The sequence below is a fragment of the Paenibacillus pinihumi DSM 23905 = JCM 16419 genome, from assembly GCF_000422505.1.
Lineage (GTDB): Bacteria > Bacillota > Bacilli > Paenibacillales > Paenibacillaceae > Paenibacillus_D > Paenibacillus_D pinihumi.
Map to the genome: position 1 here is coordinate 444942 of NZ_KE383864.1, position 15602 is coordinate 460543.

Consider the following 15602-nt stretch of genomic DNA (forward strand, 5'->3'; position numbering starts at 1 on the left):
TTGCATTCATTTATTAAAATTATTCATGCGCCGCCCGGTTTTCAGCCTCGGCCATGCTGCCAGAGCGGGGATGGGCACGCTCATATACTTCTTTCATCGGCTGTTTATGAAACCGTAAGTAGACCTGGGTTGTGGAAATATCCGAATGGCCGAGCATCTCTTGTACTGACCGCAAATCCGCCCCGTTGTCAAGCAAATGGACAGCAAAGGAATGCCTCAGCGTATGCGGTGTTATATCTTTTGTAATACCGGCCTCTCTGGCATACTTCTTAATAATCTTCCAGAAACCCTGCCTGCTCATGCCAAAGCCCTGGTGGTTCAAAAACAGGGTATCATCATGCTTGTCCGGCTTGACAAGCTCCCGCCTTCCCGTCCCAAGATAGCTCTCCAGTGCGTCGGATGCGATCTTGCCAAGCGGTATGATCCGTTCCTTGCCCCCTTGGCTGATGCAGCGCACAAAGCCAAGCGACAAATTCAAATGTCCGGTTTGCAGGGCAATCAGCTCGGAGACACGGATTCCGGTTGCGTACAGAACCTCCAGCATCGCCCTGTCGCGAATGCCCCCTGGTGTTTCCGGAAGCGGAGCCTCAAGCAGACGCTTCGTCTCGTCTACTGTAAGCACCTCAGGCAAACGCTTCTCCTGCTTTGGCGCTTCAAGTCCCAGCGTCGGATCTTTGACAGCCATTCCTTCCTGTACGAGATATTGAAAAAATGCCCGCAGCGAAACGTGACAGCGGGAAATCGTCGCTGCTGCCCTTCCCTTTTGCTTGAGAGAGCGGAAGTAGAGCGATAGCTGGTGCTTCTGAATGTCCTCCACACGCTGAATTCCTTGTTCAATGGCATAATCCAGAAAAGCTTCCAGGTCTCTGCGGTAGGAATCCAGTGTGCTGGCAGACAAGCCGCGTTCGTAAGTTAAATGCTGAATAAAGGATGACAGGTGTGACTTCATGGCCGCTCCCTTTCTTGTACCAGAGCAAATGCGTCCAGTGCATCCGCCCTGGAATGAAAACCCGTTTGGATTAAAGCTAGACGTACAGCTTCACGTGAGTAACGGGCTTATATTTCTACGCGCAGCAGACCCTGCAGTTTCAATCACAGAATCGGCTTTGTGCGCTCTAGCTTTGGGGATACATAGAAGCTATATTCCACACTGGAACCACGTAATCCTGCATCCTTCTCCAAAATTCGTCAAACGCTATTCCCCATATAAATAAAACCATCGCAGACGGTCGGATAGCGAAACTTTTTCCGGCTTGCTGCCGTCAGGCTGGAATACTTTCAGCGCCTGTCCCTGCGGGACCTCGTAAGGATCGACGAGCATCAGCTTCGTCATAAAGAAACGGTACCCTCCAAAAACCAGAACCGTAAGCAGCACAAATAACACAAGAAATGCAAGCCGGGACAGCCATTTGCGCAGCGAAAAGACCATTGCCCGCTCCCCTCCCATCATATGCAGCACCTGTCAGGCCAGGCTGCCAATACATATGTATGAAAAAAAAGAGGGCTTTATGACAAGCCCTCCCTGCTATTGAAGCTGATCGTAGGAGATCGTATGCAGCAGCCTCTCCATCGGCGTATAGGGAAGCCCTGCAGCGTCTGCAACCTGCGGGTGCGTAATATGGCCCCGGTACGTATTGACGCCCTTGCGCAGCGGTTCATTACCTGTGATAGCGCCCGCTAGCCCTTTGTCTGCCAATTCAAGCACATACGGCAGGGTGACATTCGTCAGGGCAAGTGTCGAGGTTCTCGGCACAGCCCCCGGCATATTGGCTACCGCATAATGCAGCACGCCATACTTCTCATAGACTGGCTGCTGATGAGTCGTTACCCGGTCAATGGTAGCAATAGAGCCTCCCTGATCCACTGCAACGTCGACAATGACTGCTCCCTTCTTCATGGTCTGCACCATTTCCTCCGTTACAAGCCGCGGCGCCCGGGCGCCCGGAATGAGGACTGCACCAATCAGCAAATCCGCCTTGCGTACTGCCTGGGCAATGTTGTAAGGATTGGACATCAAGGTTCGAATTCGTCCGTTGAATACTTCATCAATCGCCCTCATTCTGTCCGCACTCCGCTCCAGAATTACAACGCTTGCCCCCATCCCGAGCGCAATCCGGGCAGCATTCGTTCCGACAATGCCGCCACCCAGAATAATTACCTCAGCCGGCGGGACACCAGGAACACCCCCCAGCAGTATGCCTTTGCCCCCGTAAAAGGCCTCCAAAAATTGGGCGCCAACCTGCACCGCCATCCGTCCTGCCACTTCGCTCATTGGCGTCAGAAGCGGCAGGCCACCGTTAGGAAGCTGAATTGTCTCGTAGGCTATGCCGCTGACTCCCTGCTCAATCAGCGCCCGGGTAAGCTCAGGAGCAGCCGCCAGGTGAAGATAAGTGAACAGCAGCAGACCGTTGCGGAAGTAGCCGAATTCCTCCGGCAGCGGCTCCTTGACCTTCAATATCATCTCTGCCCCTGACCATACCTTGTCTGCCCCTTCAATAATTCTGGCGCCTTCCTCCACATATTGCTCATCCGTAAACCCGCTCCCCGTACCAGCCCCTTGCTGCACCAGCACTTCATGGCCGGACGCCCGGAGCATGCCTGCTCCGGCAGGAGTCAGGGCGACGCGGTACTCACTGCTTTTAATTTCCTTCGGTACCCCAATAATCATTAGAATTCCCTCCCGTTAAAGATAGATTGGAACCTTCCTCTAGCGATACCTTGTCCTTAGGCAGGAATAAATATGTATCTATGCGGCGAATACCCATACATATAGCTGGCCTTCTCCATACAATTAATTAGATTACGGGCGGGAGGCCAAATTGGGATGAAATGTCTAAATAAATTGCTGCATCATTGTATGAGTTCCGGAGCAAACAAATACACCACGCGAATGTTGATCGGCCTGAAGAGCCGCGCTCTCCACGAAAGCTGCTGCCGCCACCTGAAACAACGGGGCATTGAGCCGGTCAAAAGCATAGGCGAGCTTGCACTTATATGCTGCCACCTGGACAGCCGCAAAAGCATCAAAGCGCTAAAGCAGCATCCGCAAGTCGTTTTCCTGGAAAAAGACATTAAGGTACGTGCTCATCAATTGGTACAACGCATAAAATCCGCTGCCGCCCCCGGAAGCAAAAACCGGAGAAGAATCCCTTGGAATATTAACCGGATTGAGGCTCCTGAGGTTTGGAAGGCAACCCAGGGACGTCCTGTCCGGCTCGCCATATTGGATACAGGCATTGCCAAACATCCGGATTTGAAGGTCTATGGCGGGACCAATACACTGGGCGGGACCTCGTACCGCGACAACAACGGTCATGGAACTCATGTAGCAGGCATTGCTGCCGCTCTCGGTACCCAGGGACGGATTGCAGGCACAGCGCCCCAGGTCCGGCTCTACTCCGTCAAGGTGCTGGACAGTCAGGGACTGGGCTACATTTCGGATATTGTGGAAGGTCTGGTATGGTGTATTAAACATAAAATGGACGTCGTTAACATGAGCCTCGGCATTCCGCACGGTGTGAGCAGCCCTGCCTTCAAAAAAGCTGCGGCTCTTGCCGTGCGGAAAGGAATTGTCCTTGTATCCTCGGCAGGAAATGACGGGAAGAATTCCGGCGGAATTGATGCGCCGGCCAGCTACCCGGGCACAGTCGGGGTCGCTGCCTCCACCCGGAGCAACCGCATTGCATCATTCAGCAGCCGCGGCCGCGGCATCGATATTACGGCGCCGGGCAACAACATACTCTCCACATGGCTGCGTGGCAAGTACGCCTTGCTCTCAGGTACCAGCATGGCTTCCCCCCATGTTGCAGGAGGTGCCGCCCTGCTGCTTGCATTCAAACCGGGTTTGAAACCTGCAGGTGTAGTGCGGGCGATGAAAGACGGGGCGCGCAAGCTCAGTGGCGTATCAGGCCTTGCCCAGGGCGCCGGGCTGCTTCAGCTTGGCCGGTCGGCAAGCAGACTGGAGAAGCTGGGAAAATAAGATAAGCTTGAAACTAAATGCGGCCCGCCCCAATGTTAGTAGGAGCGAGCCGCAGGTTACATTATTCTTTTGGTTGATCATTCTTGTCTCGGCACCGATGGCAGATACCCTGGAAGTCGAGCCGATGATCTATAACGGTAAATCCAAATTCTTGTTCCAATCGTTCCTCTAGCGGTCCAAGCCAGTCATCCTTAATCTCATCCATTGTGCCGCATTGGACGCAAATCAAATGGTGGTGGTGGTGCTTGCTGGAATCAGTACGAAGATCGTAACGGGCAACACCATCGCCAAAATTCAGCTTCTCAACGACATGCATCTCGCTGAGCAACTCAAGCGTCCTGTATACAGTCGCCAAGCCGATCTCGGGAGCCTTATCTTTGACAAGCATGAACACATCTTCCGCACTTAGATGATCCTCTTCATTCTCAAGCAGTACACGCACTGTAGCTTCACGTTGAGGAGTCAACTTATAGCCCTGTGACTGTAGCTGCTGTTTTATTTTATCGATCCGGGCTTCCATGATTTCCCCCCTTACGCCGACACCGCGCCCATTCTCTAATACATTTGCTTTCATTATAGGGGGAAAAGAAGAAGAAAGTCAAACTTTTTGGTGAAAAATAGAAACAGGCGCATCCGCGATGCGCCCTTACAGAAATCTCGAAGCCCAGCCCATAATTAGTGGGGAAACATACGCTTCGAACCAGGCGGCCACCCACAATACAGCGAGCATACCTATCGCGGTCAACGTATGAGCGGCAAAAGAGTGCGTCAATGAGCCGCTATTTTGAAGCAGCCTGACCTTAATGAAATGAACAGCAAAGGATATTCCTCCCACGCTGGCAATCAATAATGCAGGCACAATTAAAATGTTTTGCGGGGCGACCGATATAAACCAGAAAAATGCGCCGATCCAGGCATGCTGGCCAATCAGCAGACCCATAGAGAACCCGACGAGCACCCCTTTTAGAAAATCCAGCACCAGCAGCATCGGCATACCGATGACCGTTAAGCCTAATAGCCAGATCAGCAGCATCCATTTTGTATGGAACCATGCCCTGTCCCAAAAGGACGCTGCCTTGTCCGGTCCGAGACCGGCATCAAGCAGCTTTACAAAATGCTCCACATCACCGGTCAAATCCTGCTGCTGCTCGAGCGTGAGCGCACCCGCCATTACGACGCCAAACACTACGCCAACAATGAATAATACGCCGACAAAAATATAAAGCGATAGCTGATCCTTTACCAGCGGCTGCAGAAAGGGCGATTTCACCCGCTTCTCCCCCTCTTGTCCGAATAGTAAAGTGTATGATCAGACTTCCTCCTGTATGACGTTTACCTTGCCGTACGTGCCGCCCCCTCCGGATTGCAGTGCCACCTTGCCTTCTCTTGCCCCGCAAATGAGAGAGGCGAGCTGGCTGCCTGCCTCACCTGCCAGCAACTCATAAGGAACCTCGTGTAAAATATTCATCTCCGTCCCGAAGCGCCCAAGCAGGCGGTCCAGCAGCTTGGGGCCAAGGCCGGGCATAAAGTCCAGCGGAATCTGGTACATGTAAGACGGTCTTGCCGCTTCAGACGGCTTCTCTCTGCCGGACTCCAGAGCCAGCCGTTCAATCCGGTCCATTACGCCCCCCACTAGCTTTCCGCTGCCGCAATCCGGGCAGTTGCCATGCACCGCAGTGCCGTTAGCCAGTGCTCCGCATGCCTTGCAGTAGGTGCGATGGTACTTGCCAAGCAGCGGATTCAGGCCGTAATTGGCTGCAATCCCCCTGCCATCCCGGCCCTCCAGAACCATTTTCAGCTCCTCAAAGGATGGCTCCATCATGTGCAAAGCATTATATTCACGGCCGATCTTGCGCAAGGAATGCGCATCAGAGTTGGTCAGGAATGGATAGCGGTCCAAATCCGGAATCCAGCCAGCCATGGCGCTGTCAGCGCTTAACCCTAGCTCTACCGCGTCAATCAGTTCCGGGTCCAGCACGTCCCCGATTCTCGTCGCTGCACTGCCCAGCAGGCTCTTGTGCGGCGTAAAAATATGGGCCGGAATGAACAGCCCGCCCCGCTTTCTCGTCTCCTCCTGCAAATGTCTGCCGGTCACATAAATCCGCTGGGAGCTTAGCTGCACATTTTTCATATAACCGCTCATCCAGGCTGTAAAGGACTGCATCGCATCAAAGCTTGGCATATAGCATAAATAATGAGCCGGTCCCGCCATTCCCTGGTCACGCACTTCAATTTCCGCTCCCGGCAGCAGTGTAACATTGCGGTAGCGGATGCCTCCCGCGGCAAGCTCGGACATTTCACCACTGTCCAGCAGCGCAGCTATATCCTGCTGTACACCTGGAGAATGGGCGTCAATCACCCCAATCAGGCTTATGCCCTTGCGTTCAGCCGCTTCATGGGCAATATTGCGGAAGGTCAAGTCACGGCTCCCGCTTATTTTGACCGGGAGGCCGCTGTCGGTTCTTCCGATATGCAGATGCAAATCGGCATAGACCTTCTTCAAATCCGGGGTCTGCTGTTCCCGCCTCTTCATCTAAATCTCGCCTGTCAGCGCATATAACCGCCAAGCGTAGACTGCCAGAATCGTCTTGGCATCGCTGATCCTTTCTTCCTGAATATACTGAATAGCCTCTTCCAGTGTTATTGTTTTAATCTCCAGAAACTCGTCGTCATCGAGCTGCATCCGGCCTGCTTCCAGATCTTCGGTAAAATAGAGGAACAGCTTCTCATCGGCAAAGCCTGGGGAAGTGAAGAAACTGCTGACCGGTTTCATCGACTTCGCCCTGTATCCGGTCTCTTCCTCCAGCTCGCGATAGGCTGCTTCCATCGGATTTTCCCCGCCATCCAGCTTGCCGGCAGGAATCTCAATTTGAAGTTTGCCAAGCGGCTTGCGGTACTGCTCTACAACAAGAAGCTTGCCGTCCAGCAGCGCCATCACCGCTGATGCTCCGGGATGCCGGACAATTTCTCTAGTAGCGGTCTTTCCATCAGGCAGCTGTACCGTATCCACCTGAAGGGAGATAACCCGCCCTTTGAAGATCGGCTCCGAATGAATTGTCGGCTCCATCAGATGTTCTGCCTGATCTGCGGGCTGTTTGTTCTGTTCTTCTGTCATGCTTGTGATCTCCTTCTATATTGTAATTGAATTTGTGATTATAGTGCTGCCAGGCCAAGTCATTCTTGCAGTGTGCACGAAAAGAGGGATAACTTGTCCACCCCTTGCATATCTATTATTATATCAAATTTGGAGGGGGCTCCTCAAAATGATTAAAGTGATGGATGACAAACAGCTGATAATGTCCGGAAAAGCATGGGAAATTCGTTATATGCTTCGGCAATTGAAAAAAAATGCCGATGCCAACAGCAAGCTCAGCGATTATCTCAAGGCCAAGGGCTCCGGCCGCCCTATGGAGTGACTATCGGCTTTAGGAAAACTGTACGACGGGTTAACGTAAAAAAGCTGTCAGCCTCCGTTAGGATGCTTGACAGCTTACTATACTTAACCTGTTTGTATATTTTCATTCAACAGCTGCCAGAGCCGGTAAAATGCCGCCTTGGCCGCGCGAAGACGAATCATGCTGCGGTTGCCGCTCAAATTCAAGGTATAGCTTAAAGTTGCCGCTCCTTTTGGCGCAATAGCGATGTAGACAAGACCAACAGGCTTTCCTTCACTTTCTGCTGGACCGGCTACCCCGGTCAAGGCAATACCGATGTCACTCTCCGACAGGTCCCTTACCCGTTCCGCCATCAGGCAAGCCGTCGATTCGCTAATCGCACCTGGTGCCTGTGGGCCTTCAAGCTGCGTCAATGGAATACCCAGCAGCCGGTGCTTCATTTCATTCGTATAGGTTACGATGCCGCCATTAAATTCACTGCTGCTTCCTGGCACACTGGTCAAAAGCTCGGCAAATAATCCCCCTGTCAAACTTTCCGCTGCCGCTACCTTTTTCATCGTTCTCCGCAACAATCTGACAACAGCCTCTTCAGTCGGAATATCCTCTTTGGCATACAAATATTGCCCCACTCTTGGTTCAATAAGTGCAATGACTTCATCAATCTTGGCATAGGCCTCTGCTTCATGATCCGCCTTCGTGGAAATTCTCAGCGCGACCTCACCCTCCTTCGCATAAGGAGCAATTGTAGGATCAGTCTGTGCTTCAATCAGATCGATCAGCTCTGCCTCGAGGCTGGATTCACCAATGCCGGCAAAGCGCAGCAGTTTGGAATATAACGGTTTCTGTTCCGTCAGAACCGGTTGGAGCCATTCTTTAACCGGGCCATCAAACATCGGCTTCATCTCGCGCGGCGGGCCCGGCATCAGAATGTAACGGGTACCGTCCTCAATGAATGCATTGCCGATGGCAAGCCCTGTCTCATTATGAAGCGGATCACTGTCTTCCAGCATCAGCGCTTGCCTGCGGTTGCTTTCAACCATATGGGCACCGCGCGAGGCGAACAAGGCCTCGATTTTATCCATTGAAGGCTGATGAATAACAAGCTGTCTGCCCAGCATGGCAGCAAGCGCATCCTTCGTTAAATCGTCCTGGGTCGGTCCGAGTCCGCCAGTGAACAAAATAATGTCCGCTCTTCCTTTTGCAATGCGAATGGCATCCTGCAGACGCTGTCCGTTATCGCCCACCACCGTCTGAAAATAGACATCAATCCCAAGATCAGCGAGCCCCTGTGCGATGTATTGCGCATTGGTGTTGACGATTTGTCCAAGCAAAAGCTCCGTGCCTACAGCTATGATCTCAGCTTTCATCCTGCATCCTCCAGTCACCATCTATGTATAGGGTACAAAAACATCATCCCGCAAAGGGATGATGTTCATAGGCTTCATCTATTCAGCTTATTGTGAAATCGGAATAAGATCCTTGTTTTTCACAAAATAATCAATGCCGGAGTATACGGTAATGATCGCAGCTATCCACGTAATAATCAGGTCAAAGCGCAGGTCAATCAGTGCGAACGGGAAGTTATTAAGCAACAGCGCAATAATCATTGTGATCTGCACCGCAGTCTTCCATTTCCCCCATGTGCTTGCTGCCAGCACCTTGCCCTCCAGCAGGGCAATTTGACGCAGTCCCGTAATGGCAAATTCACGGCTGATAATAATAACCGCAATAACGGCATCCAGCCTGTTCATTTCGACGAGAGAGATTAACACAGCGGCTACCAGCAGCTTGTCGGCTAGCGGATCAAGCAGCTTTCCGAGATTGGTCACGGTTTTGTTCTTGCGGGCAATATAGCCGTCCAGCCCATCCGTGCTGGCTGCGATAATGAAGATCAGGGTCGCGACAATCTCATTATAGGTAATCGAAAAATCCTGGAACGTTATCGGCTCCACATTTAAGTTTACCAAGAGGAAAAACATAATGATCGGGACCAAAAATATTCTCGCCATCGTTATACGATTGGCCAGATTCATGCAATTCCCTCCCCGGACAAATCAAACTCATAAGCATGGGTAACCCGTACCTTTTGAATCTGACCAATTTCCGCCGAGCATTTGGAAATAAAAACTTCCCCGTCAATTTCCGGAGCATCATACTGGGAACGGCCAATGTGGACATCACTGCGTCCATCATAACGTTCAACCAGTACCTCAATCTCACGGCCAACGTATTTGCTGCTATTGCCTTTAGATACCTCACGCTGAATTTCCATCAGTGTATTCGCTCTCCATTGCTTAATATCATCCGGAATATGGTTCGGCAAACGGGATGCCGGTGTATCCTCCTCGTTGGAGTAGGTGAATACGCCCAGACGGTCAAACTTGATCTCGCGGATAAAATCGCACAGACGTTCAAAGTCTTCGTCCGTCTCACCCGGGAAGCCAACAATGAGCGACGTCCGCAATGCTGCTTCAGGAATGCGGTCGCGGATTTTACGGATCAGTTCGCGCGCATCACGCTGTCTGCCCGGTCTGCGCATCCGCTTCAGAATCGCATCTTCACTGTGCTGCAATGGCATATCAATGTATTTGCAAACCTTCGGATTCGTTGCAATGACCTCCAGCAGCTCATCAGTAAAGAATCCCGGATATGCATAATGCAGTCGGACCCATGCAATCCCTGGAACCTCGCTTACTTTGTTCAGCAGCTCAGGAAGTGCAAAGTAATCGTACAAATCCGTACCATAATTTGTCGAATCCTGAGCAATCAGGCTGACTTCCTTAACTCCCTGTCCAGCCAGATTCTCCACTTCTGCAAGAATAGACTGAATGGAGCGGCTGCGGAATTTACCCCGCATGATTGGAATACTGCAGAAGGTACATGCGTTATCGCAGCCCTCGGCAATTTTAACAAAAGCTGTATGGCGCGGTGTTGTCACCTGGCGCGGCAATGCTTCCTCATAATTGAATACCGGGTTGCCAACCCTGATCGGCTTCTTCCCGCGAAGCGCCTCATCCACAATCTCATTAATATGATGGAAATCACCTGTACCGACAATCCCGTCAATCTCAGGCATCTCCTGCATAAGCTGCTCCTTATAGCGCTGTGTCAGACAGCCGGAGACAATAAGCGCCTTCAAGCGTGCGGTTTCCTTGAGCTCAGCCATATCCAGAATCGTATTGACCGATTCCTCTTTGGCAGCATCAATAAAGCCGCATGTATTAACAATAATAACGGTAGCCTCCTCGGCTTCCTCGACCAGCTTATAGCCGCGGCCATGAATAAGGCCGGACATAATCTCAGAGTCAACCAGGTTCTTCTCGCAGCCCAGCGTGACTACCTTCACTCGTTCTGTCATAATTGTGAATTCCCCCAGATCTATAACCGTAAAACTATTTAGTCAAGTATAATACAACCAGCTTTGACGTGTCAAAAATATGAAAATCCCTTTTAACGCTTTTTTAAGCGATAAAAGGGATTGCTTCATCTACTTGAAATTCGTAAATTGAAGCTCAACCGGAAGATCGGCACCGCGCAGAAGCTGCATGACAGCCTGCAAATCATCTTTGCTTTTGCCCGATACACGAAGCTGATCCCCTTGAATTTGACTTTTGACCTTCAGCTTCGAATCACGGATTAAAATGTTGATTTTTTTGCTGACATCCTGCTCAATCCCTTGTCTTAGCTTGATCCGCTGACGGACAGTGCCGCCGGATGCCGGCTCGATTTTACCGTAATCCAGGTTCTTAATAGGCACACCGCGCTTGATCATTTTGGTTTGCAAAATATCGATAACACTGCTTAGTTTATAATCATCATCAGAAGCAACAATAACATCTTCTTTTTCAAGTTTGATGCTGCTTTTGCTTCCCTTGAAGTCAAAGCGTGTCTCTATTTCCCGCTCAGCCTGCGAAATGGCATTGACCAGTTCCTGCATATCCACCTTGGATACAATATCTAATGAATTTTCACTCATCTTTCTCTCTCCCCTTACTGCTGCGTTTCCGTCTGACCTGTTGTTTCATTATTTGCAACATCAATTTGAATTTTGCGGGTTGTGCTCTTTGTTGGCTCGAATTCCAGCACCTGCCCGTTCACTGCGATCTCCACAAAATCTGAACGGCCAAGGTTAAGATAGATGCCCCCGTTTACATCGAAGCTGTATTCTGCACCCGTGTCGTCAATACCGGAATGCAGCACTTTCCCTTTGGAGCTGCCTTCGTTAATTTGGCTCCAAGCTCTGTTCTTTACCTTGAAGGTGTATTTGACTGTACCCGGCGCATTAAGCGTATAATACTCCGTTTTGCCTTTCTTCTCGACAAAGATCAGCTTCAGATCACCTGTATTTTGTGGCGGCTCTGCGGGCTGGTTCGTTTCGCCATTATTGTTTGGCTGATTTGGCGTGCTGCCGTTGCCAGGAGTTGCTTCGCCGTTTGGCGTCTCCGGCTTGTCATCCGTAGGCGGCTTGCTCTCATTCGTAATGTTCGTATTCTGATCGGCCGTTTTATTGCTATTGTCATCCGGCGTTCTGATAACGAAGATATAAAAGATAACCACAATTAAGATAAAGAACAGCCACATCATCGCCGTAAAACCCCATTTGTTGAACCGGTCAGCTGTTTTGGATGCCGACCTACGCGGTATCATCACAGGCTCCGGGGTAGGTTCAACCGTTACAGAAGGAACCTCTTTATTGAAAAGTTCCAGCATTTCCTCCGTGTTGAGCCCGACAGCCTCTGCGTAGTTCTTAATGAACGCACGCACATAGAAATTGCCCGGCAACACCTTGTAATTTCCTTCTTCAATTGCTTCAAGATAACGCTTTTGAATTTTCGTCAAATCCTGTATATCATCAAGCGAAAATCCTTTTTGCTCTCTGGATTTTTTCAGCAATGCACCCAGTTCCGACATCTAATTTCACCTCCAATCAAAAATCATAGCTGGTAAATGTCTCGTACGTAATTTCTTCTTCAGGATTATTGCGCAGCTCGATAATACAATCGAAATGGCTGTAGTCAAAATGGGATTCCTGGATGAAAATATCAGGATGCTCAATGACCTTCGTGGAAGGCATGGACATAATTTGCTGCAGCAGCGTGTAGTGCTTCTCATTTGAACGGATCGTACTGACAATTCCGTCAATAATGAATATATTATTTTGGTTCATCTCTTCATCAGAGAGCTGGCTTCGAACCGTCTGCCGAAGCAGCGTGGAGGAAACAAAGGTCCATCTTTTGTTCGAGCAGACACTTCCCGCGATAATGGATTCCGTCTTTCCTACCCGCGGCATACCTCGAAGTCCGATGACTTGATTGCCTTCCCTTTTGAATAATTCACCCAAAAAGTCAACAAGTAAACCCAGTTCGTCACGAGTAAAGCGGAATGTCTTCCGGTCGTCCGAGTCACGTTCAATGTAACGCCCGTGACGAACGGCCAAAATATCGACCAGCTTGGGAGGACGAAGTGCATTTACAGTAATATTGTCCACTTTTTTCAGCATTTTGCCGAGCAGTTCGATCTTTTCATCATCATTCGTTTGCAGCAGCATGCCTCGTGTGCGGTCCTCTACCCCGTTAATGGTAATAATATTGACTTCAAGCATACCAAGAAGGGAAGCGATATCGCCGAGCAAGCCCGGACGGTTTTTATGTATTTTGTATTCCATGTACCATTGTTTTTGTTCCATATGTATTATACCTCGAAGAAGGAGATTGGAAATCGTTAAAATATGGCAGACGACATGATCTTATATAAATAATTCTACAAATTTCGCTAGTCTCCTGCACCCGATGTGCAAAAACATTACAGAAAGCCCCCTAATGGAGGCTTCCTGTAATGAACGCTTACTTCTGCACAAGTTTAACCATTAATCTGGAAATCGTTTTGCGTTCTTCTTCGTCACCAACATCCCAAATTTCCTTTAGTGCGCGCTGCTCATCGTTTTTTGGATCAACCCGCTCCTCAAGGAAACTCCCGATCTCATAAGCAAGCTTGGAGATCGAATCTTCGCTGAGTCCAATTTTTTTGGCCTGCTCTACGCGTTCAGCCAAAAATTGTTTCCACGTATCAAAATTAGTCAGTACAGTTGACATGCCGTGTCGCCTCCTTTGGAATTTGAAACAAGGAAATGATCAACCGTACTTATTGTTGACGCGGGTGCGGGTTGTTATGCAGAAAGCCCGTCAAGGTAAAAATGTCAGGTGATCCAGCCTCCGTTCGGACTAATAATCTGTCCGGTGATATAGCCGGATTCAGGCAGCGACAGGAAATAAACGAGTGAAGCCACCTCATCCGGCTTGCCGAATCGCCCGACCGGAATTTCTTCCGCGAGCGCCGCTCTTTCATCCTCATTCAGATTATGATTCATTTCGGTATCAACTGCGCCCGGAGCAACGGCATTAACCGTGATACCCGATGGCGCAAGCTCCTTCGCCAATGCCTTCGTGAAGGCATTCATGCCGCCCTTGGTGGTCGAATACAGCACTTCGCAGGAAGCGCCTGACATCCCCCACACAGAGGAAACATTGATAATGCGCCCGTACTTGCGTGAAATCATGGAGGGCATAAATAGCTGGCAGCAGAGGAACATGCCTTTCAAATTAACTGCCATAACATCATCCCACTCTGTATCCGTTACATCAGCCAGCATGCCGTAATGCGCAATTCCGGCATTATTAACCAGAATGTCAGGCATCATATCATGCGCTTCCAGCTTCTCCTTCATCCGCTCCAACTGTTCGCGAGAGCGCAAATCTGCGCTTATTGTCATGACATTGGCGCCTGCAGCAATACATTGCCGCGCGGTTTCGTTAGCCTCTTCATGGGATTGAAGATAATGGAGCACCAGATTCATGCCTTCGGATGCAAACCGCTTGGCGATGGATGCTCCAATTCCCCGGCTTGCGCCGGTAATGAGTACCGTCATTTTGTTAAAAGGCTTCATTCCTGCTCCTTGCTCACAATAGATACTGCCGTCTGCTCCCAGTCAAAATGACTGCGCAGCCGGGCATTCACTTCCTCTAGAGATATCGTCTCATAAATGCTCAGCAGATCAAATAAATCGCCGCCGCGGAATTTATGCCTTGTGAATTCATTGGCAATCGATTCCGGCGAATTCAGCATTCGCAAATAGCCGCCAATCCGCTTTCTTCTTGTACGTTCGAATACATCCGAATCAATGCCTTGCTCAAGCATTCCGTTAACTGCCCTTTGAATACGGCTTAGCAATTCATCAGGGCTTCGCGTCTCACCGCCTATAATGGAGAATGCATATCCGGAACCTGAATTGAATTCATATCCGAAGGAATCTGAAATAAGTTGATCATCATAGAGCGACTGGTACAGAACAGTGCTGGGAGCGAATATGGCATCCAGCATAAGCTTGGTTACAATGTCCCGCCGCTGCAGCTCATCCGGCTGCTCTGCCAATTGCTTATCCTTAATTCCGATTAGGCATTTAGGCAGTGATACCGGCAATACCGCATGCTTTTTTTTCATCTTGACGCTGGCAGGCTCGGCCTCAAAATAGCGCTTGATCTCTCCAAGCTCTTCAAAGTTTTTTTGCTCCTGATTTTCTCTGACCAGCTTCATGACCTGCTCCGGATCAATCCCTCCGACAACAAATAAAATCATGTTGCTCGGGTGGTAAAAGGTGTTATAGCACGTATATAAGCTTTCCTTATCGATTTGCATAATGGATTCAACGGAACCGGCAATATCAATATGTACCGGATGCTTGTGATACAGGGCATCAATCAGTCCAGTGTATACCCGCCAGTCCGGATTATCCTTATACATATTGATTTCCTGCTCGATAATTCCTTTTTCCTTATTGACGTTCTCGTCTGTAAAGTAAGGGTGCTGTACGAAATCCAGCAGGGTTCTCAAATTCTCAGGAATTTGCTCGGTTGCCGAAAATAAATAAACGGTCCGGTCAAAGCTTGTGAAAGCGTTGGCCGACGCCCCCTGTGAAGCAAAAGTAGCGAATATATCACCAGTAGGCTCCTCGAACATTTTATGCTCCAGAAAGTGAGCTATGCCATCCAGTACATGGTTGACCGTTCCGTCCCCGATGGAGAAGCTATTGTCAATTGAACCAAAGCGGGTAGAGAAAGTGGCATACGTCTTTTGGAACCCTTCCTTGGGCAAAATGTATACCTGCAACCCGCTCGGCATCACTTCATAATGCAAGGTTTCATTCACATGAGGATAGTTAAGCTGCTGCATTT

The 15602-nt window shown here is 49.9% G+C and carries 18 protein-coding genes; 2 read left to right on the forward strand and 16 right to left on the reverse strand.

Translation table 11 applies throughout. The features are described 5' to 3' along the window. Positions 1-19: 19 nt before the first annotated feature. From xerD to ald, 3 genes are all read right to left on the reverse strand, one after another. On the reverse strand, positions 20-949 hold the full coding sequence (xerD, locus tag H583_RS0116115; protein ID WP_028561357.1) for a site-specific tyrosine recombinase XerD: 930 nt from the start codon (positions 947-949) through the stop codon (positions 20-22). Between the two features lie 246 nt (positions 950-1195). Continuing rightward, positions 1196-1429, reverse strand: a complete 234-nt coding sequence (locus H583_RS0116120) for a DUF4227 family protein (RefSeq protein ID WP_028561358.1) — start codon at positions 1427-1429, stop codon at positions 1196-1198. A 96-nt stretch (positions 1430-1525) separates the two neighbouring features. Next, positions 1526-2668, reverse strand: a complete 1143-nt coding sequence (gene ald / locus H583_RS0116125; protein WP_028561359.1) for an alanine dehydrogenase — start codon at positions 2666-2668, stop codon at positions 1526-1528. Between the two features lie 156 nt (positions 2669-2824). Between ald and H583_RS33195 the strand changes: the two genes are divergently transcribed. Next, positions 2825-3979: a S8 family peptidase gene (locus H583_RS33195; RefSeq protein ID WP_036709835.1), complete on the forward strand. Its 1155-nt coding sequence runs from the start codon at positions 2825-2827 to the stop codon at positions 3977-3979. A 61-nt stretch (positions 3980-4040) separates the two neighbouring features. Here the strand turns inward: H583_RS33195 and fur are convergent, their stop codons facing one another. The 4 genes from fur to H583_RS0116150 form a co-directional block, all read right to left on the reverse strand. After that, positions 4041-4499: a ferric iron uptake transcriptional regulator gene (fur, locus tag H583_RS0116135; RefSeq protein WP_028561360.1), complete on the reverse strand. Its 459-nt coding sequence runs from the start codon at positions 4497-4499 to the stop codon at positions 4041-4043. Between the two features lie 126 nt (positions 4500-4625). Then, on the reverse strand, positions 4626-5249 hold the full coding sequence (gene spoIIM, locus H583_RS0116140; RefSeq protein WP_028561361.1) for a stage II sporulation protein M: 624 nt from the start codon (positions 5247-5249) through the stop codon (positions 4626-4628). 39 nt (positions 5250-5288) lie between these two features. Then, positions 5289-6512 (reverse strand): endonuclease Q family protein, encoded by a 1224-nt coding sequence (locus H583_RS0116145; protein WP_028561362.1) that lies wholly within the window; start codon positions 6510-6512, stop codon positions 5289-5291. Then, complete coding sequence (locus H583_RS0116150) at positions 6513-7094, reverse strand: NUDIX domain-containing protein (RefSeq protein ID WP_051236532.1); 582 nt, start codon at positions 7092-7094, stop codon at positions 6513-6515. 148 nt (positions 7095-7242) lie between these two features. Here H583_RS0116150 and mciZ point away from each other — a divergent pair, with 148 nt between their 5' ends. After that, a complete protein-coding gene (gene mciZ / locus H583_RS37040) occupies positions 7243-7395 on the forward strand; it encodes a Z-ring formation inhibitor MciZ (RefSeq protein WP_161631203.1) in 153 nt (50 codons plus the stop codon). A gap of 83 nt (positions 7396-7478) precedes the next feature. On the opposite strand, the gene H583_RS0116160 is transcribed toward mciZ, so the two are convergent. From H583_RS0116160 to yfmH, 9 genes are all read right to left on the reverse strand, one after another. After that, positions 7479-8741 (reverse strand): competence/damage-inducible protein A, encoded by a 1263-nt coding sequence (locus H583_RS0116160; RefSeq protein WP_028561364.1) that lies wholly within the window; start codon positions 8739-8741, stop codon positions 7479-7481. A gap of 87 nt (positions 8742-8828) precedes the next feature. Next, complete coding sequence (gene pgsA, locus H583_RS0116165; protein WP_028561365.1) at positions 8829-9407, reverse strand: CDP-diacylglycerol--glycerol-3-phosphate 3-phosphatidyltransferase; 579 nt, start codon at positions 9405-9407, stop codon at positions 8829-8831. Next, entirely contained in the window at positions 9404-10732 is a 1329-nt protein-coding gene (rimO, locus tag H583_RS0116170) for a 30S ribosomal protein S12 methylthiotransferase RimO (protein WP_028561366.1), read from the reverse strand. The genes pgsA and rimO overlap by 4 nt, the downstream gene beginning before the upstream one ends. A 129-nt stretch (positions 10733-10861) precedes the next feature. After that, on the reverse strand, positions 10862-11350 hold the full coding sequence (locus H583_RS0116175; protein WP_028561367.1) for a YajQ family cyclic di-GMP-binding protein: 489 nt from the start codon (positions 11348-11350) through the stop codon (positions 10862-10864). Between the two features lie 14 nt (positions 11351-11364). After that, positions 11365-12285, reverse strand: coding sequence for a RodZ domain-containing protein (locus H583_RS33200; RefSeq protein ID WP_051236534.1), 921 nt, complete (start codon positions 12283-12285; stop codon positions 11365-11367). Between the two features lie 16 nt (positions 12286-12301). Beyond that, positions 12302-13060, reverse strand: coding sequence for a DUF3388 domain-containing protein (locus H583_RS0116185; RefSeq protein WP_028561368.1), 759 nt, complete (start codon positions 13058-13060; stop codon positions 12302-12304). Between the two features lie 157 nt (positions 13061-13217). After that, positions 13218-13466: a DUF3243 domain-containing protein gene (locus tag H583_RS0116190; protein ID WP_028561369.1), complete on the reverse strand. Its 249-nt coding sequence runs from the start codon at positions 13464-13466 to the stop codon at positions 13218-13220. A 104-nt stretch (positions 13467-13570) separates the two neighbouring features. Then, positions 13571-14317, reverse strand: coding sequence for an elongation factor P 5-aminopentanone reductase (gene ymfI, locus H583_RS0116195; RefSeq protein ID WP_028561370.1), 747 nt, complete (start codon positions 14315-14317; stop codon positions 13571-13573). Further along, complete coding sequence (yfmH, locus tag H583_RS0116200) at positions 14314-15600, reverse strand: EF-P 5-aminopentanol modification-associated protein YfmH (RefSeq protein ID WP_028561371.1); 1287 nt, start codon at positions 15598-15600, stop codon at positions 14314-14316. The genes ymfI and yfmH overlap by 4 nt, the downstream gene beginning before the upstream one ends. Positions 15601-15602: the final 2 nt, after the last annotated feature.